Source organism: Streptomyces sp. NPDC088817, assembly GCF_044750345.1.
Lineage (GTDB): Bacteria > Actinomycetota > Actinomycetes > Streptomycetales > Streptomycetaceae > Streptomyces.
In genome coordinates, this window is the sequence record NZ_JBIVJN010000001.1 from 130,895 (window position 1) to 154,221 (window position 23,327).

The following is a 23,327-nucleotide window of genomic DNA, read 5'->3' on the forward strand; positions in this document are numbered from 1 at the left end:
TACGGCGCACACGACGCACAGGCCGGACTCGCGCTCGCGAAGCAAGCAGCCGAGATCGCCGAGTACACGAGTCCCGCCCTGTCCAGGCCGGCGCTCCTGCACGTCGCCGCACGCCATGCTGCGGTCGACCTCGGACTGCGAACGGGCCCCGAGAAGCTACGGGACAGGCGAAAGTCACGCGCAATCGTGCTGGGAACCTTACGCTCGCCCCTATCCGTCAACGCGATGTCGAGGCGGGGGTGGCCAGCCTCACCGAAGCCATCGCCGAGCTGGACACCACACGCGGAGGCGGAGGCATGAACATCGTCTTCGGAGCCGCCCGCGAACTGCGCCCCTGGCGACAGGAGCTCCTCGTCGCAGAGTGTTGCTGGTCATCTCTTCACCGCCGAGGTACCGACGGTAGTGACGGCAACGACAACGGATAGCAACGGCGTTGGGCGGCCCGGCACGGTCACGGCAGGGCGCCGCCCTGCCACCCCACGGGTCTGCTGCAGGGGTGGGTGAGACCTGGCTTACTGAGAGGCGGCCTGGAAGGATATTGCAGTGTCCAAGCCGTATCCGAAGGAGTTCCGCGAGGACGTCGTGCGGGGAACAGGGGGACCATGAGCAAGAGACGCTACGTGGCCAGGGGTGCGCTCGGGGGTTACCGGATCTGGGACAACCGAGGGCGTCGATGGTGGGGCGACCTCTACGAGTTGTGCCCTGACGATCTCCTGGACGAACTCAACGGCCAGGCGGACCGCGTACGGATCACCGCACTAATGAAGCGCTACAGGGAGCAGAAGCGGTAGACGGCGTCGGAGCGTGGGCGGCGAAGGCGCGCACCGCAGCCGCACCAGATAGGGCAGGGAACAGCGGGGAATCACGGGGAAAGTACCATAGCCAGCCAGAGCTCCCCGTAGACCATTCGCCCAGGTCACCGCACCAACCGGCTGCAAATGACCGCAGCTTCCCAAACTGATCGTGCGCGCGGGGCTGCGCGGCCGATCATTGATGCCTACGTTGCTGGTCCACCAGCATGCCGGTCTGTCAGTGCGACATGAGAACGTCCGTGCATGAGCTACGACTTGGCAGTGTGGGAGGGTGAGCGCCCGAGGGACCACAGTGCGGCCGGGCGGACTTTCACAGACCTCTATGACGACTACCTCGACACGGAGATGGAGCACCCACCGACCGAGCGCATTGCGGCCTATGTCGCCGCGCTCCTGGAGCGCTGGTCTGATCTGACCGAGGACGTGGACGACACCTCGCCCTGGTCGACGGAGCCGTTGATCGGAGAGGCCAGCGGCCCGCTCGTCTACTTCGCGATGCGCTGGAGCATGGCTGAGGAGGCCTCCGCCTATGCGGCGGCCCTCGCGAACTCCATGGGGCTGGCCTGCTTCGACCCTCAACAGAACCGGCTCACGCCGTGAAGCTGGAGGAACGCCGCCGTCTCCGTTTCCGTCTCATTCAGCCCCGTTCACGGCGGTTCAGGCAAGTTGCCCAGTCATCCCCACGGCGATGGCCAGTCGACCATGAACGCAGGTGAACGCTACCGCACGCGGCCTCGCGAGCCACCAACAGACCTGGAAAGCGTGCGCCCTCGGCGCTTGACGGCCCCTAAGTGCGCGATGCTTGGCTATGGCCACTGAACCCAGCGCTGCTCCATCGATGACCACTCAAGTCAATGCGGTGACCGATGGGATCACCAGAGTCTTCATGTGGGAGGAAGGCGCACGCATCGAGGTCCGCGACCTGGGTGGAGAGATCGTGATTGAAGCCAACGCCGCGGGGCTGAGGAGCCTGGCCGGCCACCTGCTCACACTTGCCCAGGACGGCACACCGGATGGCGCTCATCTCCACCTGGAGGAGAACAACGGACTCGGAGAGGGGTCGGCGAGCCTGGTCCTGGAGCGGTGCGACGACGAATAACTCGTGCTAGACGCGTGCCAGGTTGTGCGGGGAACCACGAGGAACAGCGGGTACTGAACCGGCGGCCAACGAGGGATCCGACACCTCTTAGCCGGGCAACCGAGGGCCAGAGCACCCAAGCTTCTCAAGCTCAGAACTTCAGGCGAGCGCCTAGTTGGAGTGCAGGTCGTTCAGGGCTTCGCTGATCTCCAGCAGGCGATCCTGACGCAGAGCGAAGGCGTTGTAGGGATTCCGGTAGGAGTGCCCGCCGTCGTTGATCCAGACGCCGTCTGTCAACCTCCAGTGCGCAGGCTCCCACTGGCCCTGGCTCTCCAGGAGCATCCTCGCTACCTCGACGGGCTCCTCGATCAAGGTGAGAGAGGCAAGCGCGGCGGCGAGTGCAATGGCCGCGTCGTCGGGAAGCTGCATGTCGCCGAGTGTCGGGAAGAGGAGCAAGAGGCGAGCGTCGGTATCGTCCACGCCCTCTGATGCCGGCTGTCGAGCAGCTGACAACAGTTCCGGCCAGGCTGTGCCGGGCCCCATGAAGTGGCCGTCGTCCACTGCGAGGGTTTCCGCCTCGATCCAATCCGGGTGATGTATCAGGTAATCCACCCCTCGGCCTCCGTCGAGGTTGCGGTAGACGACGTAGATGGTGTGGCCGGAGCGCAACGGCACACTGAACACTGGCCACTCATGATCGGCGGAGAGCGCGCGGTACAGCTCCGTGGCCGCGTCCCAGTCGGCTCCGAACGCGGCCCGCTGCGCGTCCTCGCCACGCAAGCAGCTACCGAGGTGCACCGGCCAGAACAAGGGGTCGTCCAGATAGTCGCTCCTCGCAACCAGTGGGCCGTCTTCGTATCCGGGGATCTTCAGCACGCGAGGATGATGGCACGAGGCACGGACATCCTGCGTGCGCATTCGTCCCGCACATCAGCGGTCGTGCCTGCACATCGAAGGCCAGTCCGGCCAATACCAAGCGCGTCTGGACAGCGTTCCGATCGAACTCCCAATGCGGTGCTCAAGCGCGAGCGCCCTCCCGGGCCGTCCTTAGGGCCGTGGAAGGGCGCTCAACGATGACCAACGCCGACAACTGCCGACAGCTCAGCAGCAGGTCAGGACGTTGATCGGTGAGGCGGTCGAAGGTTACGGCCGCCCATGGTCAGTTGTGGCTGTGCAGGATCTCGTTCAGGCCGTCCCAGACCGCGTTGTTCGGGCGGGCCTCGACGGCGCCGGTGACCGAGTTGCGGCGGAAGAGGATGTTGGAGGCGCCGGACAGCTCGCGTGCCTTGACGATCTGGCCGTCGGGCATCGTCACCCGGGTGCCGGCGGTGACGTACAGGCCGGCCTCGACCACGCACTCGTCGCCGAGCGCGATGCCCACGCCCGCCTCGGCACCGACCAGGCAGCGCTCGCCGATGGCGATGATCACGTTGCCGCCGCCGGAGAGGGTGCCCATGGTGGAGGCGCCGCCGCCGATGTCGGAGCCGTCGCCGACCACGACGCCCGCGGAGATGCGGCCCTCGACCATGGAGGTGCCCAGGGTGCCCGCATTGAAGTTGACGAAGCCCTCGTGCATCACGGTGGTGCCCTCGGCGAGGTGCGCGCCGAGCCGCACCCGGTCGGCGTCGGCGATGCGGACGCCCTTCGGGGCGACGTAGTCGGTCATGCGCGGGAACTTGTCGATCGAGGTCACCTGGAGGTGCAGGCCCTCGGCGCGGGCGTTGAGCCGCACCTTCTCGATCTCGTCCACGGCGACCGGGCCGAGCGAGGTCCAGGCGACGTTCGCGAGGAAGCCGAAGATGCCGTCCAGGTTCTGGCCGTGCGGCTTGACCAGCCGGTGCGAGAGCAGGTGCAGGCGCAGGTAGACGTCGTGCGCGTCGATCGGCTTCTCGTCGAGCGAGGCGATGACCGTGCGGACCGCGACCACCTCGACGCCCCGGCGCGCGTCCGGCCCGATCGCCGCGATGGCGCCGTCGCCGAGCAGCTCAGCGGCCCGCTCGGCGGACAGCCGCTCACTGCCGGCCGGGCCGGGCTGGTCCGTCAGCTCGGGGGCGGGGAACCAGGTGTCGAGAACGGTGCCGTCGGCGGCGATCGTGGCGAGTCCGGCGGCCACGGCACCGGTGGTGCGGGGAACAGTCGTGTCGGTCATAGAAGGAAACCTAACGTGAGGCGGCGCGCACCGGCGAACCGGTCCGGTGGGCGTCTCATGTGCCGGTCGGGGGCCCGCGCGGGAGAGCGGCACGGCGAGCGCGCCGCTGGCTCAGGCGTCCGCGGACGGCGGGATCATCCGCCTCAGCATCTCGCGCGCGTAGCCCTCGTCGTAGGGGGTTCCGGTCAGCAGCACCTGAAGGCAGATGCCGTCCATCAGGGCCACCAGGGCGCGGGCGGTGGTCGGGTCGGTGCGGCGGGAGAGCAGGGCCGCGACGTCCTCGGCCCATTCGGCGGCGACGGGGCGGAGCGCGGGGCGGCGCAGGGCGGCGAGGTACAGCTCGTACTCCAGCTCGACCCCGGTGCGGTCGCCGGACAGCCACTCCCCCATCCAGCCCGCGAGTGCCTCCGCGAGGTCGGTGCGCGGGTCGTCGAGGCCGCCGCGCGCGGCGATCACCTTGGCGAAGCCCTCGCTTGCCTGCCCGAGGGCCGCGACCATCAGCTCGTCCAGCGTCCGGAAGTGGTAGGTCGTGGAGCCCAGCGGTACGTCCGCCTCGGCGGCCACCGTGCGGTGGCTCAGCCCGCCCAGGCCCTTCGCGCCCACCACACGCAGCGCCGCGTCGATGATCCGCTGCCGCCGCTCCGGGTCGTACCGCCGGGCCATCAGTGGGCCCCGCCCAGGCTGAGGACGACCACTCCGAGGATGATCAGCACGATCCCGGCAACCTTGGCGAGGCCGAGCCCCTCCCCGAACAGCATCAGACCGAGCGCGGCCACGGCCGCGGTGCCGATGCCGGACCAGATCGCGTAGGCGGTGCCGATGGCCACGGTCTGCAGGGTCCGGGCAAGGAGCACGAAGGAGAGGACGTACCCGACGACGGTCACGAGCGAGGGCCCGAACCTGCTGAAGCCGTCGCTGTACTTCATGGCCGTCGTGGCCGCGACTTCCGCGGCGATGGCCCCGGCGAGCAACACGTATCCCATGGGGGCGAGAGTATCCACCGATGTGTACGGCCGTACACATCGAGGGGGGTCAGGGTCATACGGTCATGTGATCACGTGGTCATGTGGTCATGTGGTCATGTGGTCATGACGCACTGAACGGCGAACGTCGAACGGCGAGGCCCGGGGGGGACCTCGCCGTTCGCCGTTCCGCCGGTTGATCTCAGACGTTGAAGCCGAGCGCCCGCAGCTGCTCGCGGCCGTCGTCCGTGATCTTGTCGGGGCCCCACGGCGGCATCCAGACCCAGTTGATGCGCAGCTCGTTGACGAGGCCGTCCGTGGCGGACTTGGCCTGGTCCTCGATGACGTCGGTGAGCGGGCAGGCCGCGGACGTCAGGGTCATGTCGATGGTCGCGATGTTCGACTCGTCGACGTGGATGCCGTAGATCAGGCCGAGGTTGACGACGTCGATGCCCAGTTCGGGGTCGACGACGTCCATCAGGGCCTCGCGGAGCTCCTCCTCCGAGGCCGGCTTCATCTCCACGGTCTCGCTCATGCGGTCTTCCTTTCGGCGTCGGCGCCGCCCAGCGCCTGGGCCGTCGCGTCCTTCCAGGCCATCCAGCTCAACAGGGCGCACTTGACCCGGGCCGGGTACTTGGACACCCCGGCGAACGCGACCGCGTCCTCCAGGACGTCCTCCATCGCGTCGTCGGGTTCGAGCCGGCCCTTGGACTGCATCAGCTCCAGGAAGGTCTCCTGGATCCTCTGTGCCTCGGCCAGCTCCCTGCCGACGAGCAGTTCGTTCAGTACGGAGGCCGATGCCTGGCTGATCGAGCAGCCCTGGCCCTCGTACGAGACGTCCTTGATCGTCGTGCCGTCGTACTTCACTCGGAGGGTGATCTCGTCGCCGCACGTCGGGTTCACATGGTGCACCTCGGCGTCGCCATCCCTCAGACCACGCCCGTGCGGGTGCTTGTAGTGGTCCAGGATGACTTCCTGGTACATCGAATCCAGCTTCATGCGATCGCTCGTCCCGTCAGCCGAAGAAGTTCCGTACGTGCTCCAGACCGTCGACCAGAGCGTCGATCTCGGCCGGCGTGGAGTACAGATAGAACGACGCCCGCGTGGTCGCAGGAATTCCGTACCGCAGGCACACGGGCCGCGCGCAGTGGTGGCCCACGCGTACCGCGATGCCCTGCTCGTCGAGGACCTGGCCCACGTCGTGCGGGTGGATGTCACCCAGCGTGAAGGAGATCGCCGCACCCCGGTCCTCGGCCGTGGTGGGGCCGATGATCCTGAGGTCGGGGACCTCCGCCAGCCGCCGCACCGCGTACTCCGTGAGCGCGTGCTCATGGGCGAGGATCCTGTCCATCCCGATCGAGTTCAGGTAGTCGATCGCCGCGCCCAGACCGACCGCCTGCGCGATCGGCGGCGTGCCCGCCTCGAACTTGTGCGGGGCGGGGGCGTACGTCGACGAGTGCATCGACACGGTCTCGATCATCTCGCCGCCGCCGAGGAACGGAGGCAGGTCCTCGAGGAGCTCCTGGCGGCCCCAGAGCACACCGATGCCGGTCGGGCCGCACATCTTGTGGCCGGTGAAGGCCACGAAGTCGGCCTGGAGCGCCTGGACGTCCAGCGGCATGTGCGGCGCGGCCTGGGAGGCGTCGATGCAGACCAGCGCGCCGACCTCCTGGGCGCGGCGCACTATCGCCTCGACCGGGTTCACGGTGCCGAGGATGTTGGACACCAGCACGAAGGAGACGATCTTCGTCTTCTCGGTGATGACCTCGTCGATGTTCGACAGGTCGAGGCGGCCGTCATCGGTGAGGCCGAACCACTTCAGCTTCGCGCCCGTGCGCTGCGCCAGCAGCTGCCAGGGAACGATGTTGGAGTGGTGCTCCATCTCGGTGATGACGATCTCGGTCTCGTGGTCCACCCGGTAGGGCTCATCGGCCCAGCCGAGCATGTTGGCCACGAGGTTGAGCGACTCGGAGGCGTTCTTGGTGAAGATCACCTCGTCGCGGCTCGGCGCGTTGATGAACGCGGCGACCTTGTCGCGCGCGCCCTCGTACAGCGCCGTGGCCTCCTCGGCGAGCACATGCACACCGCGGTGGACGTTGGCGTTGTAGCGCTCGTAGTACTCACTCAGGGCGTCCAGCACCTGGCGCGGTTTCTGCGAGGTCGCCGCGTTGTCCAGGTACACGAGCTTCTGACCGTCGTGGACCAGCCGGTCCAGGACGGGGAAGTCCTTGCGGATCGCCTCTGTGTCGAGGAGGCCCGGCAGCTGTGTCACGCGGATGCGCCACCCTTCACGTATGCCTCGTAGCCCTCGTTCTCCAGCTTGTCCGCGAGCGCGGCGCCACCGGACTCGACGATCCGGCCGCCGGCGAACACGTGGACGTGGTCGGGCTTGATGTAGCGCAGGATGCGCGTGTAGTGGGTGATGAGCAGGGTGCCGACCCGGCCGCTCTCGCGGACCCGGTTGACGCCCTCCGACACGATGCGCAGGGCGTCGACGTCGAGGCCGGAGTCGGTCTCGTCGAGGATCGCGATCTTCGGCTTGAGCAGCTCCAGCTGGAGGATCTCGTGCCGCTTCTTCTCACCGCCGGAAAAGCCCTCGTTGACGTTGCGCTCGGCGAAGGCCGGGTCCATGGAGAGCCGCTCCATGGCCTCCTTGACCTCCTTCACCCAGGTGCGCAGCTTCGGCGCCTCGCCGCGGACGGCGGTGGCGGAGGTGCGGAGGAAGTTGGAGACCGAGACGCCGGGGACCTCGACCGGGTACTGCATCGCCAGGAACAGGCCCGCGCGGGCGCGCTCGTCGACGGACATCTCCAGGACGTCCTCGCCGTCGAGGGTGACGGAGCCGCCGGACACGGTGTACTTGGGGTGGCCCGCCAGGGCGTAGGCGAGGGTCGACTTGCCCGAGCCGTTGGGGCCCATGATGGCGTGCGTCTCGCCCTGCTTCACGGTGAGGTCGACGCCCTTGAGGATCTCCTTCGTGGCGTTGTCGGCCTCGACGGTGACGTGCAGGTCTCGGATTTCAAGCGTTGCCATGGGTGCCTCAGGACTCCTGGGTGAGGGAGACGAGCACGTCGTCCCCTTCGATCTTTACGGGGTATACGGGGACAGGGCGCGTCGCGGGGAGCGCGTCGGGCTTGCCGGAACGGAGGTCGAAGCGCGAGCCGTGCAGCCAGCACTCGATGTGGCAGTCGTCGACCTCGCCCTCGGAGAGCGAGACGTTCGCGTGGGAGCAGATGTCGTTGATGGCGAACACCTCCCCCTCGGTCTTCACGACCGAGACCGGCGTGCCGTCGAGTTCCACCCGCTTCGGGGTGTCCTCCTCCAGCTCGCTCAGCCCGCAAACGCGTACGAAGCTGTGGGTCATCCGACCGCCGCCTCCAGCTCCTCCTCGATCTTGGCGATGAGGCGCTCCTCGATGTCCTTGACACCGATCTGCTGGACCAGTTCGGCGAAGAAGCCGCGGACCACCAGACGGCGGGCCTCCTGCTCCGGGATGCCGCGGGCCATCAGGTAGAAGAGCTGCTCGTCGTCGAAGCGGCCAGTCGCGGAGGCGTGGCCGGCGCCGACGATCTCGCCGGTCTCGATCTCCAGGTTCGGCACGGAGTCGACGCGGGCGCCGTCGGTCAGCACCAGGTTGCGGTTCATCTCGTAGGTGTCCGTGCCCTCGGCCCTGGCCTCGATCAGCACGTCGCCGATCCACACCGCGTGCGCGTCGTCGCCCTGGAGCGCGCCCTTGTAGGCGACGTTCGACTTGCAGTGCGGGGTGTTGTGGGTGACCAGGAGGCGGTGCTCCTGGTGCTGGCCGGCGTCGGTGAAGTACAGGCCGTACAGCTCGGCCTCGCCGCCGGGGCCGGCGTAGGTCACGCGCGGGCTCAGGCGGACGAGGTCACCGGCGAAGGTGACGACGACCGACTTGAACGAGGCGTCCCGGCCGATCAGGGTGTTGTACTGGGCGACGTGCACGGCCTTGTCGTCCCAGTCCTGGATGGAGACGACGGTCAGCTTGGCGCCGTCCCCGAGCAGGAAGTCGACGTTGGCGGCGAGCACCGCGTCACCGGTGTGGTCGATGACGACGACGGCCTCGGCGAAGGCCCCGAGTTCGATGACCTGGTGGCCGTAGGCGACCCCGCCCTGGCCGTGCACCGCGATGCGGATCGGCTCGGTCAGGACGGCCTCCTTGGGCACGCTCACGACCGAGGCCTTCTCGAAGGCGGAGTAGGCCTGGGCGGCGACGCGGTCCACCGGGGTGCCGGCCTTGCCGAGCCGGGCGTCGTCGCGGCCGACGGTCTCGACGGTGACGCCCTCGGGGGCCTGGACGTCCACCTTGACGCCCTCGCCGGTGGCGGTCGCGGTGCCGTCGTGCAGACCGCGCAGCCGCTCCAGCGGGGTGAAGCGCCACTCCTCCTCGCGGCCGTGCGGGACCGGGAAGTCCGCCACGTCGAAGGAGGGCGGGGCGCTCATGCGCGTGGCGACGGTCGACTCGGCGGCGACCGCGATCTGGCCGGCGGTCGTCGAACCGACCGGGATGTTCTGGGCCTCAGCCATGGCTGTCGTATTGCTCGCTTTCTTGCGTATGGGCTGGACGGCGGACTGCGGGCCGGCGATTCGCGCCGGCCCGCGTCGGTGCTTAACCGACCGCGCCCTCCATCTGCAGCTCGATCAGCCGGTTGAGCTCCAGCGCGTACTCCATGGGCAGCTCCTTGGCGATCGGCTCGACGAAGCCGCGCACGATCATCGCCATCGCCTCGAACTCGCTCAGGCCGCGGCTCATCAGGTAGAAGAGCTGGTCCTCGGAGACCTTGGAGACGGTCGCCTCGTGGCCCATGGACACGTCGTCCTCGCGGACGTCCACGTAGGGGTACGTGTCGGAGCGGGAGATGGTGTCCACGAGCAGCGCGTCGCAGAGCACGTTGGACTTGGAGCCCGCGGCGCCCTCGCCGATCTCGACCAGGCCGCGGTAGGAGGTACGGCCGCCGCCGCGCGCCACCGACTTGGAGACGATGTTGGACGAGGTGTTCGGCGCCATGTGGACCATCTTGGAACCGGCGTCCTGGTGCTGGCCCTCGCCCGCGAAGGCGATGGACAGGGTCTCGCCCTTGGCGTGCTCGCCCATCAGGTAGACGGCCGGGTACTTCATCGTCACCTTGGAGCCGATGTTGCCGTCGATCCACTCCATGGTCGCGCCCTCGTACGCCACGGCGCGCTTGGTGACCAGGTTGTAGACGTTGTTCGACCAGTTCTGGATGGTCGTGTAGCGGCAGCGGGCGTTCTTCTTGACGATGATCTCGACGACCGCGCTGTGCAGGGAGTCGCTCTGGTAGATCGGCGCGGTGCAGCCCTCGACGTAGTGCACGTAGGCGCCCTCGTCGACGATGATCAGGGTCCGCTCGAACTGGCCCATGTTCTCCGTGTTGATACGGAAGTAGGCCTGGAGCGGGATCTCCACGTGGACGCCCGGCGGGACGTAGATGAAGGAGCCGCCGGACCACACCGCGCTGTTCAGCGAGGCGAACTTGTTGTCGCCGACGGGGATGACGGTGCCGAAGTACTCCTTGAAGAGCTCCGGGTGCTCCTTCAGGGCGGTGTCCGTGTCGAGGAAGATGACGCCCTGCTCCTCCAGGTCCTCACGGATCTGGTGGTAGACGACCTCCGACTCGTACTGCGCGGCGACACCGGCGACGAGGCGCTGCTTCTCCGCCTCGGGGATGCCGAGCTTGTCGTACGTGTTCTTGATGTCCTCGGGCAGGTCCTCCCAGGACTGCGCCTGCTTCTCCGTGGAGCGCACGAAGTACTTGATGTTGTCGAAGTCGATCCCCGACAGGTCCGAGCCCCAGTTCGGCATGGGCTTCTTCTCGAAGAGCCGCAGGCCCTTCAGGCGCAGCTTGGTCATCCACTCCGGCTCGGACTTCTTCGCCGAGATGTCACGGACGACCTCCTCGTTCAGACCGCGCCTGGCAGAGGCGCCGGCCGTGTCGGAGTCGGCCCAGCCGTATTCGTACTTGCCCAGGCCCTCGAGTTCGGGGTGGGCAGTCTCCGTGGGGAGAGTCATGCGGGGTTCCTCCCGGCCGTGCTTGCGGATGCGTTCTGGCTTTGGTGATCGGTCTGGGAAATCTTGGGGATGAACGTCGTGCAGACGCCGTCGCCGTGCGCGATGGTCGCCAGTCGCTGGACGTGAGTACCCAGCAACTCGGCGAAGATCTCCGTCTCCGCCTCGCATAGCTGCGGGAACTGCTCCGCGACATGGGCGACCGGGCAGTGGTGCTGGCAGAGCTGCTCACCCCGCTGCGGGAGGGGCGCGCTGCGCGCCGTAGCAGCGTACCCGTCCACGCTCAAGGCCTTGGCCAGCGCTTCGGTGCGCTGGTCGGGCGTGACGGCCTCGACCGCCTCGCGGTACGCGCTCGCCTGCGCGGCGATCCGGGCCCGGGCGAAGGCGGCGACCGCCTCCGGCCCGCCCTCCCGCTCGGCGATCCAGCGGAGCGCGTCCACGGCGAGCTTGTCGTACGACTGGTCGAAGGCGTCCCGTCCGCAGTCGGTGAGCGCGAAGACCTTGGCGGGCCGGCCGCGCGTCCGCGCTCCGTACACCCGCTGCTCCCGCGCCGCCACCACGTCGTCGGCGGCCAGGGCGTCCAGGTGGCGCCGTACGGCTGCCTGGGTGAGTCCCAGCCGGCCGGCCAGCTCGGCGACGGTCGACGGGCCGTGGTCCAGGATGGACCGCGCGACCCGGTTGCGCGTGGAACGCTCCCCGGTCGCGAACTCCTCCTGCGGGGCCCCCATGGGGGTCTCCCGAACCTCGCCGACGTTTTTCACAACGCCATTGTTGCGTAATTCCTCACGGACTGACAAGCGGCCTTGATCCGGACGGGCGGTGCCCTGCGTCACTTAGGCAAACCTAATCCGACCTGCGGAAACGATCTCCGGTCGATCAAATGGGTGGCACCCTCCGGGGCGATGCGCCAGACTCCCCGACCATGCCCACACCGCCGCCGACCGGCCCGCTCGTCACCCGGGACACGATCGCCGGGGGACTGCGCGACCTCGGCGTGCGCCCCGGCGAGACCCTTCTCGTCCACTCCTCCCTCAGTTCGCTCGGCTGGGTCTGCGGCGGCCAGGTCGCGGTCGTCCAGGCACTGCTCGACGTGCTCGGTCCCGACGGCACGCTCGTGGTCCCCACGCACTGCGGCGATCTGTCCGACCCGGCGCGCTGGAGCAGACCGCCGGTGCCCGAGGAGTGGTGGGACACCATCCGCGCCTCGATGCCCGCCTACGACCCCCGCGTCTCCCCCTCCTACGGGGTCGGGGTGATCCCGGAGACCGTGCGCACCTGGCCGGGGGCCCTGCGCAGCGCGCATCCGGACGGCTCGTTCGCCGCGATCGGCCCGCGCGCCGCCGAAGTGGTCGACGGGCACGCCGCCGACTGCCGGTTCGGTGAGCGGAGCCCGCTCGCCCGGCTGGAGGCGCTCGGCGCCCGGGTGCTGATGCTGGGCGCCGGATACGGCTCCTGCACCTGCTTCCACCTGGCCGAGTACCGGATCCCCGCGCCGCTCGCCCGGGAGGGCAGACCGGGGCCGCGCGGCTGGGAGGTCGTCACCGACGTGTCCGTCACCTCCGAGGGGTTCGAGGAACTCGGGCACGACTTCGAGCGCGACCGGCCGGTGGTCCGCGGCGCGGTGGGCGCCGCTCGGACGCGGCTCTTCCCGGTGGCGGACGCGGTGGCGTACGCGGAGCGGTGGCTCGCGGTGCACCGGCCCCGGGAGGATGACTTCCCTCACCCGGCCGCCTGAGCCGTCCGGCGCGTCCCTAGACTTTGGCCTCATGCGAAGTGAGCCCGTGGTCCAGGTCCAGGCCTTGGTGAAGCGGTACGGCACGAAGACCGCGGTGGACGGCCTCGACCTGGTGGCCCGGGCGGGCGTGACCGCCGTGCTCGGCCCCAACGGCGCGGGCAAGACGACGACGGTCGAGACCTGCGAGGGGTACAGGCGGCCGGATTCCGGCACGGTACGCGTCCTGGGCCTCGACCCCGTGAGACAGTCCGCGCAGCTCAGGCCCCGTATCGGCGTGATGCTCCAGTCCGGTGGCGTGTACTCCGGCGCGCGGGCCGACGAGATGCTGCGGCACGTCGCCGGCCTGCACGCCCACCCGCTGGACGTGGACGCCCTCATCGAACGGCTCGGGCTCGGAAGCTGCGGCCGGACCTCCTACCGCCGGCTCTCCGGCGGCCAGCAGCAGCGGCTCGCGCTCGCCATGGCCGTCGTCGGGCGGCCCGAACTGGTCTTCCTCGACGAGCCGACCGCCGGACTCGACCCGCAGGCCCGCCGGGCCACCTGGGACCTGGTGCGCGACCTGCGCGCCGACGGCGTCTCGGTGATCCTCACCACGCACCACATGGAGGAGGCCGAGCAGCTCGCCGACGACGTCGCGATCATCGACGCCGGCCGGGTCGTCGTCCAGGGCTCCCCGGAGGAGCTGTGCCGCGGCGGCGCCGAGAACACCCTGCGCTTCACCGGCCGCCCGGGACTCGACGTCGCCTCCCTGCTCAAGGCGCTGCCCACCGACTCCTCGGCCGCCGAGCTGACGCCGGGCTCCTACCGCATCGTCGGCAACGTCGACCCGCAGCTGCTCGCGACCGTGACGTCCTGGTGCGCCCAGCACGGCGTGATGCCGGACAGCATCTCCGTCGAGCGGCACACGCTGGAGGACGTTTTTCTGGAGCTGACGGGCAGGGAGCTGCGCTCATGATTCCGGTCCACCTGAAGCACGGCCGGGGGTCCGGGGGCTGTCCCCCGGGAAGAAACAGCCTGGAACCGACCGGCAAGGAGCTGCGCTCGTGACCACCGTCACCGCCACCGGTACGTACGCCCCGAAGCCGGGCGCGGCGCCGCTGACCCGCATGATCGCGGCGCAGGCGGCGCTGGAGACGAGGATGCTGCTGCGCAACGGGGAGCAGCTGCTGCTCACCGTCGTCATCCCGACGCTGCTGCTGGTGCTGTTCAGCTCCGTGGACATCGTCGACACCGGCGCGGGCAGGGCCGTGGACTTCCTCGCCCCCGGTGTCCTCGCGCTCGCCGTGATGTCGACCGCGTTCACCGGGCAGGCCATCGCGACCGGCTTCGAGCGGCGCTACGGCGTGCTGAAGCGGCTGGCCGCCTCGCCGCTGCCGCGCTGGGGTCTGATGACCGCCAAGACGGCGTCGGTGCTGGTCACCGAGGTGCTTCAGGTCGTGCTGCTGACCGTGATCGCCTTCGCGCTCGGCTGGTCGCCGCACGGCAACCCGTTCGCCGTGCTCCTGCTGATGGTCCTCGGCACGGCGGCCTTCTCCGGTCTCGGCCTGCTGATGGCGGGGACCCTGAAGGCCGAGGCCACCCTGGCCGCCGCCAACCTGGTCTTCCTGCTGCTCCTGGTCGGCGGCGGGGTGGTCGTGCCGCTGGACAAGTTCCCGCCCGTCGCCCAGGACGTGCTCGGCCTGCTGCCCATCTCGGCGCTCTCCGGCGGGCTGCGGGACGTGCTCCAGCACGGCGCCGGGATGCCGTGGGGCGACCTCGCGATCCTCGCCGTCTGGGCGGTGGCGGGTCTCGCGGCCGCCGGGAAGTTCTTCCGTTGGGAGTAGGGCGCGATGGACCCTCGTGAAACGATGCACAAGCGGGCGCCTACGATGGATCGCGTGCCGAACCTGACCCGCGCCGACGCCGTAGCCGCCGTGCGCAACCCGCTCGCCCTCATCGCCGAACGCTGGACCCCGCATCCGAGGACCGTCCAGCGGGCGGCCCTGTCCGCGCTGGTGATGGCGGTGGTCATCGTCGTCACCGGCGGCGCCGTCCGCCTGACCGGCTCGGGCCTCGGCTGCCCGACCTGGCCCACCTGCACGGACGACTCGCTGACCACCACCCGCGAGATGGGTGTGCACGGCGTGATCGAGTTCGGCAACCGGATGCTGACGTACGTGCTGTGTGCGGCCGTGGGCTGGGCGATCGTCGCCGCGCGCGCCCAGAAGCCGTGGCGGCGCAGCCTCACCCGGCTGGGCTGGGCTCAGTTCTGGGTGGTCATGGGCAACGCGGTGCTCGGCGGCATCGTCGTCCTGGTGGGTCTGAACCCGTACACCGTCGCGGCGCACTTCCTGCTCTCCTCTGCGCTGATCGCGGTCGCCACGGTGATGTGGCAGCGCACCCGCGAGGGCGACGCCGAGCCGCGCCCGCTGGTCGGCAAGCCGATCCGGCAGCTGGTCGGGTTCCTGGTCCTCGCGAGCGTGCTGCTGATCGCGGTGGGCACGGTGGTCACCGGTGCCGGGCCGCACGCGGGCGACTCCCAGGAGGTCTCCCGCATTCCGATCGACTGGCAGACGGTCGCCAAGCTGCACGCCGTGCTGGCATGGATCGTGATCACGCTGACGTTCGCGCTGTGGTTCATCCTCAAGGCCGTCGACGCGCCGCGCGGTCCGCTGGCGCGGACCCGTGAACTGTTCCTGATCCTGCTGGGCCAGGGCGTCATCGGCTATGTCCAGTCCTTCACGCATCTGCCCGAGGCCATGGTCGGCCTGCACATGCTGGGCTCGTGCGTCATGTGGATCTGGGTGCTGCGCGTGCTGCTGTCGCTGCGTGAGCGGCCGCAGGCCGTGGCCGATCTGCCGGGGCCCGCCACCGAGGCGACGCTGGCGAAGGCCTGAGGCCGCTCCCGCTCGGAAGCCGGGGCCGGCGGCCGGATGACCGCCGGCCCCGGCTTCCGTGTTCCGTCAGCGGTTGGACGGGCCGCCCACCTGGAGGCCCGCCATACGGCTCCACTCGTACGGGCCCGTCCGCACCTTGGCCGCGAGCGCGCCGTCGAACGCCTCGTGGACGGTGATCCCGGACTTCTCCACCGCCTGCTCGGCGATGGCGTACGTGGGGGCAACGAGGTCGCCCCAGGTGCCGTCCTCGCCGACCAGGACGATCCTGGCGCCGCGCTCCCCGAGGTACGCGACCTGCCCCTCGGCGCCTCCGTGGGCCTTGGAGAAGGAGCCGATCCGCCGGGCGAGACGGGCGGCCCTGCGCTCGTCCTTGGGGTCAACCTGCTGCGTGTCTGCCATGGCCAGGATGCTACCCACGAGTAGATCAAACGGCGACGGGCGGAGTGCGTGGCCTTGACCACGTACCCCGCCCGAGTGACGTCCGGAGGAGAGCTCAGCGCAGGAAGGGATCCACCGCGACCGCCACGAACAGCAGCGACACATAGGTGATGGACCAGTGGAACAGACGCATCTCCTTCAGCTTCGTGCCGGTCGCCTCGGCCTTGGCCCGGTTCTGCAGCGCGTGCGCCTCCCACAGCCACCAGCCGCCCGCGGCCAGCGCCACCGCCGTGTAGAACCAGCCGGTGTAGCCGAGCGGGGTCAGCAGCAGCGAGACCCCCACCATCACCCAGCTGTAGAGCACGATCTGGCGGGCGACCACCTTGTTGGAGGCGACGACCGGCAGCATCGGCACGCCCACGCGCGCGTAGTCGTCCTTCACCTTCATGGACAGCGGCCAGTAGTGCGGCGGCGTCCAGAAGAACATGACGAGGAAGAGGATGACGGGCGCCCAGGACATCGAGTCGGTGACCGAGGACCAGCCGATCAGCACCGGCATGCAGCCGGCGATGCCGCCCCACACGATGTTCTGCGAGGTGCGGCGCTTGAGGATCATCGTGTAGACGACGACGTAGAAGAGGAGCGCGCCGAGCGCCAGCCACGCGGACAGCCAGTTGACGGTGAGGCCGAACAGCAGCGTGGAGACGACCGCCAGCGTGATGCCGAAGGCCAGGCACTCGCGCGGGCTGACCATGCCGGTGACCAGCGGGCGCTGCGAGGTGCGGTCCATGAGCGCGTCGATGTCGCGGTCGATGTACATGTTCAGCGCGTTGGCGCCGCCCGCCGACAGATAGCCGCCGACGCAGGTGATCAGGACCAGACCCAGGTCGGGCACGCCGCGCTGAGCCAGGAACATCACCGGAACGGTGGTGATCAGCAGCAGCTCGATGATCCGCGGCTTGGTCAGCGCCACGAACGCCTTGACACGGGCCCCGAACGGCCGGTGGCTCGGGCTCTGGCTCGCACCGAGTACCCCCGCTGGACGGGATTCGACGGCCGTCACGCACACCCCTGACAGAGACTCCCAGCGAGCCGCCCGTGTGAACCGACGGTAAGGACTCGCGCGTACCACGCCACTGTAGACGTTGCCCAGACCCGGACATTCGCGGGGGTCGGATCGTGTTGGCGGGGCCCTCCGGAAGGGCGTGATCCGGCTCGATTGAGCGATCGAATGAGCAGCTCCGTATTCATGTGCCGAATGCGATTCCGACCAGCGGGGAGGCGGATCCAAGAGAGTCCCGGCACTCTGGAACGACGCGGAAAAACGCACGTTCTGACGGGATAGGCTCGACAACGTCCGGCCGACGCCGAGAAGGCCGGCAAACCGGTGCGCGGTCCCCCCGTACGCCGGCTTCCGACATGTGGAGAGGAGCCCTGACTCAGGGTGAGCACCAAGCCGACCACCACAGACCTCGACTGGACCGAGTTGGACCAGCGTGCCGTGGACACCGCGCGCGTCCTGGCCGCCGATGCCGTACAGAAGGTCGGCAACGGCCATCCCGGCACGGCGATGAGCCTGGCTCCCGTCGCCTACACCCTCTTCCAGAAGGTGATGCGGCACGACCCGGCCGATCCGCAGTGGGTGGGCCGCGACCGTTTCGTACTGTCCGCCGGTCACTCCTCCCTGACCCTCTACACCCAGCTGTACCTGGCCGGTTTCGGGCTGGAGCTGGACGACCTGAAGTCCTTCCGCACCTGGGGCTCGAAGACGCCCGGCCACCCGGAGTACGGGCACACGGCGGGCGTGGAGACCACGACCGGTCCGCTCGGCCAGGGTGTCGCCAACGCGGTGGGCATGGCGATGGCCGCCCGCTACGAGCGCGGTCTGTTCGACCCGGAGGCCCCCGCGGGCGAGTCCCCGTTCGACCACTTCATCTACTGCGTCGCCGGTGACGGCTGCCTGCAGGAGGGCATCTCCGCCGAGGCGTCCTCGCTGGCCGGCCACCAGAAGCTCGGCAACCTGATCCTGCTGTGGGACGACAACCACATCTCGATCGAGGGCGACACCGAGACGGCCGTCTCCGAGGACACCGTCAAGCGGTACGAGGCCTACGGCTGGCACGTGCAGCGCGTGGAGTCCAAGGAGGACGGCGACCTCGACCCGCAGGCGATCCACGCGGCCATCGAGGCGGCCAAGGCCGTCACCGACCGGCCGTCCTTCATCGCGATGCGCTCGATCATCGCCTGGCCGGCCCCGCACGCGCAGAACACCGAGGCCGCGCACGGCTCGGCGCTGGGCGAGGAGGAGGTCGCGGCCACCAAGCGCGTCCTCGGCTTCGACCCCGAGCAGCACTTCGAGGTCTCCGACGAGGTGCTGAACCACACCCGCGCCGCCGTCGAGCGGGGCCGCCGGGCCAGGGCCGAGTGGGAGAAGACGCTCCAGGTCTGGCGCGAGGCGAACGCCGAGCGGGCCGCCGAGTTCGACCGGATCGCCGCGGGCGAACTGCCCGCCGGCTGGGACGAGAAGATCCCCGTGTTCGAGGCGGGCAAGGGCCTGGCCACGCGCGCCGCGTCCGGCAAGGTGCTCCAGGCGCTCGGCGACGTGGTCCCGGAACTGTGGGGCGGCTCGGCGGACCTCGCCGGCTCGAACAACACCACCATCGACAAGACCTCGTCGTTCCTGCCCGAGGGCAACCCGCTGCCGGAGGCGAACCCGTACGGGCGCACCATCCACTTCGGCATCCGTGAGCACGCGATGGCCGCGGCGATGAACGGCATCACGCTGCACGGCAACACCCGCGTCTACGGCGGCACCTTCCTGGTCTTCTCCGACTACATGCGCAACGCGGTGCGCCTGTCGTCCCTGATGCACCTGCCGGTCACGTACGTCTGGACCCACGACTCCGTCGGTCTGGGCGAGGACGGCCCCACCCACCAGCCGGTCGAGCACCTGGCCTCGCTGCGCGCCATCCCGGGCCTCAACGTCGTCCGCCCGGCCGACGCCAACGAGACCGCGATCGCCTGGCGCGAGATCCTGCGCCGCTGGACCAAGGAGTTCGGCAAGGGCGTCCCGCACGGACTGGCGCTGACCCGCCAGGGCGTGCCGACGTACGAGCCCAACGACGACGCGGCGCGCGGCGGTTACGTCATGTTCGAGGCGGAGGGGTCCGACGGGCAGAGCGCCGAGGCGCAGGTCGTCCTGATCGCCACCGGTTCCGAGGTGCACGTGGCCGTGGAGGCCCGTGAACGGCTCCAGGCCGAGGGCGTGCCCACCCGGGTGGTGTCCATGCCGTCCGTGGAGTGGTTCGAGGAGCAGGACCAGGGGTACCGGGACAGCGTGCTGCCCCCGGCCGTGCGGGCGCGTGTCGCGGTCGAGGCAGGTATCGGTCTGACCTGGCACAAGTACGTGGGGGACGCGGGCCGCATCGTTTCCCTCGAGCACTTCGGTGCTTCAGCCGACGCCAAGGTGCTGTTCCGCGAGTTCGGCTTCACTGCCGAGAACGTGGCCGCCAAGGCCCGGGAATCCATCGCCGCCGCCCAGCGCTGACGCTCATATACGACCTGTAGGAGATGCATTTTCCATGACAGACGCACTGAAGCGCCTTTCCGACGAAGGCGTCGCGATCTGGCTGGACGACCTGTCGCGCAAGCGGATCACGTCCGGCAACCTCGCCGAGCTGATCGACCAGCAGCACGTCGTGGGCGTCACCACCAACCCGACGATCTTCCAGAAGGCCATCTCGCACGGTGACGGCTACGAGCAGCAGGTCTCGGACCTGGCCGCCCGCCGGGTCACGGTGGAGGAGGCCATCCGCATGATCACGACGGCGGACGTCCGTGACGCCGCCGACATCCTGCGCCCGCTCTTCGACGCCACCGGCGGCAAGGACGGCCGGGTCTCCATCGAGGTGGACCCGCGTCTGGCGCACAACACCAAGGCGACGGTCGCCGAGGCCCGCCAGCTCGCCTGGCTGGTCGACCGGCCCAACACGCTCATCAAGATCCCTGCCACCAGGGCGGGCCTGCCGGCGATCGCCGAGACCATCGGCAACGGCATCAGCGTCAACGTCACCCTGATCTTCTCGCTGGAGCGCTACCGCGCGGTGATGGACGCGTACCTGAGCGGCCTGGAGAAGGCCCGGGCGCGCGGCCTGGACCTGTCGAAGATCCACTCGGTGGCGTCCTTCTTCGTGTCCCGCGTGGACACCGAGATCGACCGGCGGATCGACGAGCTCGGCACCGACGAGGCCAAGGCGCTGCGCGGCAAGGCGGGCGTGGCCAACGCGCGTCTGGCCTACGAGGCGTACGAGGAGGTCTTCTCCTCCGAGCGGTGGATCGCGCTGGAGCGGGAGGGCGCCAACAAGCAGCGTCCGCTGTGGGCGTCCACCGGAGTGAAGGACAAGGCGTACAAGGACACCATGTACGTCGAGGAGCTGGTGGCGCCGAACACGGTGAACACCATGCCCGAGGCCACCCTCGAGGCCACCGAGGACCACGGCGCGATCCGCGGCGACGCGATCACCGGCACCTACGAGCAGGCCCGCGCGGACATCGACGCGCTGGAGCGGATCGGGATCTCCTACGACGACGTCGTCCAGGTCCTGGAGGACGAGGGCGTCGACAAGTTCGAGGCGTCCTGGAACGACCTGCTGAAGTCCACCGAGGCAGAGCTGGAGCGCCTCGCTCCCGCGGAGGGCTGAGAACCTTGGCGCCCCTTACCGTCACCGGAGCGAACCCGCTCCGTGACCCCGCCGACCGACGGCTCCCGCGTATCGCGGGGCCGTCGGGCCTGGTCATCTTCGGTGTCACGGGCGACCTGTCGCGCAAGAAGCTGATGCCCGCGGTGTACGACCTCGCCAACCGGGGTCTGCTGCCGCCGGGCTTCTCGCTCGTCGGCTTCGCCCGCCGCGACTGGGAGCACGAGGACTTCGCGCAGGTCGTGCACGACGCCGTCAAGGAGCACGCCCGCACGCCGTTCCGCGAGGAGGTCTGGCAGCAGCTCATCCAGGGGATGCGCTTCGTGCAGGGCACCTTCGACGACGACGACGCGTTCGAGCGGCTGCGCGGCACGATCGAGGAACTGGACAAGGCACAGGGCACGGGCGGCAACTTCGCCTTCTACCTGTCGGTGCCGCCGAAGTCCTTCCCGGTGGTCATCCAGCAGCTCAAGAAGCACCAGCTCGCCGACCAGAGCCACGGCTCGTGGCGGCGCGCGGTCATCGAGAAGCCCTTCGGACACGACCTGAAGTCGGCCGAGGAGCTCAACTCGATCGTGCACGAGGTCTTCGCCCCGGACCAGGTCTTCCGCATCGACCACTACCTGGGCAAGGAGACCGTCCAGAACATCCTGGCGCTGCGCTTCGCCAACACGATGTTCGAGCCGATCTGGAACCGGTCCTTCGTGGACCATGTGCAGATCACCATGGCCGAGGACATCGGCATCGGCGGCCGGGCCGGCTACTACGACGGCATCGGCGCCGCCCGTGACGTCATCCAGAACCATCTGCTGCAGCTCCTGGCGCTGACCGCCATGGAGGAGCCGGCCTCCTTCGACGCGGACGCGCTGGCCGCGGAGAAGACCAAGGTGCTCGGCGCGGTGAAGCTGCCCAAGGACCTGGGCAGGTCGACCGTGCGCGGGCAGTACGCGGCGGGCTGGCAGGGCGGCGAGAAGGTCATCGGCTACCTCGAGGAAGAGGGCATCGACAAGAAGTCGAAGACCGACACCTACGCGGCCGTCAAGCTGGGGATCGACAACCGCCGCTGGGCGGGCGTCCCCTTCTATCTGCGCACCGGAAAGCGCCTGGGCCGCCGGGTCACCGAGATCGCGGTCGTCTTCCAGCGGGCCCCGCACTCCCCCTTCGACACCTCGGCCACCGAGGAACTCGGGCAGAACGCCATCGTCATCCGCGTCCAGCCGGACGAGGGTGTCACGGTCCGCTTCGGCTCCAAGGTGCCCGGCACGTCGATGGAGATCCGGGACGTGTCGATGGACTTCGCCTACGGCGAGTCCTTCACGGAGTCCAGCCCGGAGGCGTACGAGCGGCTGATCCTGGACGTGCTGCTCGGCGACTCCAACCTCTTCCCGCGCACCGAGGAGGTCGAGCTGTCCTGGCGGATCCTCGACCCGATCGAGACGTACTGGGACAAGCACGGCAGGCCCGCGCAGTACCCGTCCGGGACATGGGGGCCCGCCGAGGCGGACGACATGCTCGCACGAGACGGACGGAGCTGGCGCCGGCCATGAAGATAGACCTGACCGACACCACGGCCAGCAAGATCAACAAGGCGCTGGTGCAGGCCCGGCGGGCGATCGGCACCCCGGCCGTGGGCATGGTGCTCACGCTGGTCATCGTCACCGACGAGGAGAACGCCTACGACGCCCTGAAGGCCGCGGGCGACGCCTCGCGCGAGCATCCCTCGCGCCTGCTGGTCGTCGTCAAGCGGCACGCCAGGACCCTGCGCGACCGCACGTCCTCGCGGCTGGACGCCGAGGTGCGGGTGGGCGCGGACGCCGGCACCGGCGAGACGGTGGTGCTGCGCCTGCACGGCGAGGTGGCCGACCACGCCCAGTCGGTGGTGCTGCCGCTGCTGCTGCCCGACGCGCCCGTCGTCGTCTGGTGGCCGGTGAACGCGCCGCTCGACCCGGCCAAGGACCCGCTGGGCGCCCTGGCGCAGCGCCGGGTCACCGACACCTACTCCTCCGAGCAGCCGGTGCGGGAGCTGTCCGCGCGGGCCGAGGCGTACACGCCCGGCGACACGGACCTGTCCTGGACCCGGATCACGCCGTGGCGCTCGATGCTGGCCGCGGCCCTCGACCAGGTCACCTGCGAGGTCAGGGCCGTGGAGGTGGAGGGCGAGGAGTTCAACCCGAGCTGCGAGCTGCTGGCGATGTGGCTCGCGGACCGGCTGGACGTACCGGTGAGGCGCTCGCAGTCCGCGGGGCCCGGTCTGACCGCGGTCCGCATGGACACCAGCTGCGGCCCGATCGCCCTGGACCGGGCCGACGGCAGGCTGGCGACCCTGTCCATCGAGGGGCAGCCGGAGCGGGCGGTGGCGCTGAAGCGGCGGGAGACGGCCGAGCTGATCGCGGAGGAGCTGCGACGGCTCGACCCGGACGACACGTACGCCTCCGCGCTGCGGTTCGGCGTGGACCGGCTGGACGGCCGCCGGGCGTCCGACGTCCCCGGGTCCGACGTCTCCAAGGCTTCGGCGCCGGAGCCGGTCGCGGTGCCCGTGCCCCAGGAGGAGGCCGCCGAGTGAGCACTCCGCAACTGGTCGTCCACCACGACAA

Annotated in this window: 25 protein-coding genes; 11 read left to right on the top strand and 14 right to left on the bottom strand. The window is 69.5% G+C overall.

Going from position 1 to position 23,327, the window contains the following annotated elements; translation table 11 throughout:
• Positions 1 to 602 precede the first annotated feature (602 nt).
• The 3 genes from ACIP4X_RS00645 (at position 603) to ACIP4X_RS00655 (ending at position 1,911) form a co-directional block, all read left to right on the top strand.
• Positions 603 to 791: a hypothetical protein gene (locus ACIP4X_RS00645; RefSeq protein ID WP_358732611.1), complete on the top strand. Its 189-nt coding sequence runs from the start codon at positions 603 to 605 to the stop codon at positions 789 to 791.
• Between the two features lie 264 nt (positions 792 to 1,055).
• A complete protein-coding gene (locus ACIP4X_RS00650; protein ID WP_391453683.1) occupies positions 1,056 to 1,412 on the top strand; it encodes a hypothetical protein in 357 nt (118 codons plus the stop codon).
• Positions 1,413 to 1,650: 238 nt separating this feature from the next.
• Positions 1,651 to 1,911 (top strand): hypothetical protein, encoded by a 261-nt coding sequence (locus tag ACIP4X_RS00655; protein WP_358732614.1) that lies wholly within the window; start codon positions 1,651 to 1,653, stop codon positions 1,909 to 1,911.
• A 150-nt stretch (positions 1,912 to 2,061) separates the two neighbouring features.
• Here the strand turns inward: ACIP4X_RS00655 and ACIP4X_RS00660 are convergent, their stop codons facing one another.
• From ACIP4X_RS00660 to ACIP4X_RS00715, 12 genes are all read right to left on the bottom strand, one after another.
• Positions 2,062 to 2,766, bottom strand: a complete 705-nt coding sequence (locus ACIP4X_RS00660; RefSeq protein WP_358732615.1) for a hypothetical protein — start codon at positions 2,764 to 2,766, stop codon at positions 2,062 to 2,064.
• Positions 2,767 to 3,049: 283 nt separating this feature from the next.
• Entirely contained in the window at positions 3,050 to 4,039 is a 990-nt protein-coding gene (dapD, locus tag ACIP4X_RS00665) for a 2,3,4,5-tetrahydropyridine-2,6-dicarboxylate N-succinyltransferase (RefSeq protein WP_358732617.1), read from the bottom strand.
• 111 nt (positions 4,040 to 4,150) lie between these two features.
• Positions 4,151 to 4,702: a TetR family transcriptional regulator gene (locus ACIP4X_RS00670; protein WP_391453680.1), complete on the bottom strand. Its 552-nt coding sequence runs from the start codon at positions 4,700 to 4,702 to the stop codon at positions 4,151 to 4,153.
• Positions 4,702 to 5,022 carry a multidrug efflux SMR transporter gene (locus tag ACIP4X_RS00675; protein ID WP_326801986.1) on the bottom strand — a complete coding sequence of 107 codons (321 nt, stop codon included), beginning with the start codon at positions 5,020 to 5,022 and terminating at the stop codon, positions 4,702 to 4,704. The genes ACIP4X_RS00670 and ACIP4X_RS00675 overlap by 1 nt, the downstream gene beginning before the upstream one ends.
• Before the next feature lie 181 nt (positions 5,023 to 5,203).
• Positions 5,204 to 5,536, bottom strand: a complete 333-nt coding sequence (locus tag ACIP4X_RS00680) for a metal-sulfur cluster assembly factor (RefSeq protein ID WP_100569477.1) — start codon at positions 5,534 to 5,536, stop codon at positions 5,204 to 5,206.
• A complete protein-coding gene (gene sufU / locus ACIP4X_RS00685; protein ID WP_358732621.1) occupies positions 5,533 to 6,000 on the bottom strand; it encodes a Fe-S cluster assembly sulfur transfer protein SufU in 468 nt (155 codons plus the stop codon). The genes ACIP4X_RS00680 and sufU overlap by 4 nt, the downstream gene beginning before the upstream one ends.
• Positions 6,001 to 6,016: 16 nt before the next feature.
• Positions 6,017 to 7,273 (bottom strand): SufS family cysteine desulfurase, encoded by a 1,257-nt coding sequence (locus ACIP4X_RS00690; protein ID WP_391453677.1) that lies wholly within the window; start codon positions 7,271 to 7,273, stop codon positions 6,017 to 6,019.
• Entirely contained in the window at positions 7,270 to 8,034 is a 765-nt protein-coding gene (sufC, locus tag ACIP4X_RS00695; RefSeq protein WP_358732625.1) for a Fe-S cluster assembly ATPase SufC, read from the bottom strand. The genes ACIP4X_RS00690 and sufC overlap by 4 nt, the downstream gene beginning before the upstream one ends.
• A 7-nt stretch (positions 8,035 to 8,041) precedes the next feature.
• Positions 8,042 to 8,365 (bottom strand): non-heme iron oxygenase ferredoxin subunit, encoded by a 324-nt coding sequence (locus ACIP4X_RS00700; RefSeq protein ID WP_358732626.1) that lies wholly within the window; start codon positions 8,363 to 8,365, stop codon positions 8,042 to 8,044.
• Positions 8,362 to 9,546 carry a Fe-S cluster assembly protein SufD gene (gene sufD, locus ACIP4X_RS00705; RefSeq protein ID WP_358732628.1) on the bottom strand — a complete coding sequence of 395 codons (1,185 nt, stop codon included), beginning with the start codon at positions 9,544 to 9,546 and terminating at the stop codon, positions 8,362 to 8,364. The genes ACIP4X_RS00700 and sufD overlap by 4 nt, the downstream gene beginning before the upstream one ends.
• Before the next feature lie 82 nt (positions 9,547 to 9,628).
• Complete coding sequence (sufB, locus tag ACIP4X_RS00710; protein WP_358732630.1) at positions 9,629 to 11,050, bottom strand: Fe-S cluster assembly protein SufB; 1,422 nt, start codon at positions 11,048 to 11,050, stop codon at positions 9,629 to 9,631.
• A complete protein-coding gene (locus tag ACIP4X_RS00715) occupies positions 11,047 to 11,808 on the bottom strand; it encodes an ArsR family transcriptional regulator (protein WP_358732632.1) in 762 nt (253 codons plus the stop codon). Before ACIP4X_RS00715 ends, sufB begins: the two co-directional genes overlap by 4 nt.
• Positions 11,809 to 11,969: 161 nt before the next feature.
• On the opposite strand from ACIP4X_RS00715, the gene ACIP4X_RS00720 reads away from it, so the two are divergent.
• The 4 genes from ACIP4X_RS00720 to ACIP4X_RS00735 all read left to right on the top strand — a co-directional run bounded on the left by ACIP4X_RS00720 (position 11,970) and on the right by ACIP4X_RS00735 (position 15,658).
• On the top strand, positions 11,970 to 12,782 hold the full coding sequence (locus ACIP4X_RS00720; protein ID WP_401345960.1) for an aminoglycoside N(3)-acetyltransferase: 813 nt from the start codon (positions 11,970 to 11,972) through the stop codon (positions 12,780 to 12,782).
• Positions 12,783 to 12,813: 31 nt separating this feature from the next.
• Positions 12,814 to 13,737 carry an ABC transporter ATP-binding protein gene (locus ACIP4X_RS00725; RefSeq protein ID WP_401345963.1) on the top strand — a complete coding sequence of 308 codons (924 nt, stop codon included), beginning with the start codon at positions 12,814 to 12,816 and terminating at the stop codon, positions 13,735 to 13,737.
• A 151-nt stretch (positions 13,738 to 13,888) separates the two neighbouring features.
• Complete coding sequence (locus ACIP4X_RS00730) at positions 13,889 to 14,605, top strand: ABC transporter permease (RefSeq protein ID WP_391453841.1); 717 nt, start codon at positions 13,889 to 13,891, stop codon at positions 14,603 to 14,605.
• A 45-nt stretch (positions 14,606 to 14,650) separates the two neighbouring features.
• Complete coding sequence (locus ACIP4X_RS00735; RefSeq protein ID WP_391453669.1) at positions 14,651 to 15,658, top strand: COX15/CtaA family protein; 1,008 nt, start codon at positions 14,651 to 14,653, stop codon at positions 15,656 to 15,658.
• A 66-nt stretch (positions 15,659 to 15,724) separates the two neighbouring features.
• Here ACIP4X_RS00735 and ACIP4X_RS00740 read toward each other — a convergent pair whose 3' ends face one another.
• Both ACIP4X_RS00740 and ACIP4X_RS00745 read right to left on the bottom strand, forming a co-directional pair.
• Complete coding sequence (locus ACIP4X_RS00740) at positions 15,725 to 16,057, bottom strand: hypothetical protein (protein ID WP_358732639.1); 333 nt, start codon at positions 16,055 to 16,057, stop codon at positions 15,725 to 15,727.
• A gap of 94 nt (positions 16,058 to 16,151) precedes the next feature.
• Positions 16,152 to 17,105 (bottom strand): heme o synthase, encoded by a 954-nt coding sequence (locus ACIP4X_RS00745; protein ID WP_358732641.1) that lies wholly within the window; start codon positions 17,103 to 17,105, stop codon positions 16,152 to 16,154.
• A gap of 375 nt (positions 17,106 to 17,480) precedes the next feature.
• On the opposite strand from ACIP4X_RS00745, the gene tkt reads away from it, so the two are divergent.
• The 4 genes from tkt to opcA are packed head-to-tail and all read left to right on the top strand — an operon-like array spanning position 17,481 to position 23,296.
• Positions 17,481 to 19,583: a transketolase gene (gene tkt, locus ACIP4X_RS00750; RefSeq protein WP_401345966.1), complete on the top strand. Its 2,103-nt coding sequence runs from the start codon at positions 17,481 to 17,483 to the stop codon at positions 19,581 to 19,583.
• A 34-nt stretch (positions 19,584 to 19,617) separates the two neighbouring features.
• Positions 19,618 to 20,736, top strand: a complete 1,119-nt coding sequence (gene tal, locus ACIP4X_RS00755; RefSeq protein ID WP_391453665.1) for a transaldolase — start codon at positions 19,618 to 19,620, stop codon at positions 20,734 to 20,736.
• A 5-nt stretch (positions 20,737 to 20,741) separates the two neighbouring features.
• Positions 20,742 to 22,280, top strand: coding sequence for a glucose-6-phosphate dehydrogenase (gene zwf / locus ACIP4X_RS00760; protein ID WP_358732646.1), 1,539 nt, complete (start codon positions 20,742 to 20,744; stop codon positions 22,278 to 22,280).
• Positions 22,277 to 23,296 carry a glucose-6-phosphate dehydrogenase assembly protein OpcA gene (opcA, locus tag ACIP4X_RS00765; RefSeq protein ID WP_358732648.1) on the top strand — a complete coding sequence of 340 codons (1,020 nt, stop codon included), beginning with the start codon at positions 22,277 to 22,279 and terminating at the stop codon, positions 23,294 to 23,296. The genes zwf and opcA overlap by 4 nt, the downstream gene beginning before the upstream one ends.
• Positions 23,297 to 23,327: the final 31 nt, after the last annotated feature.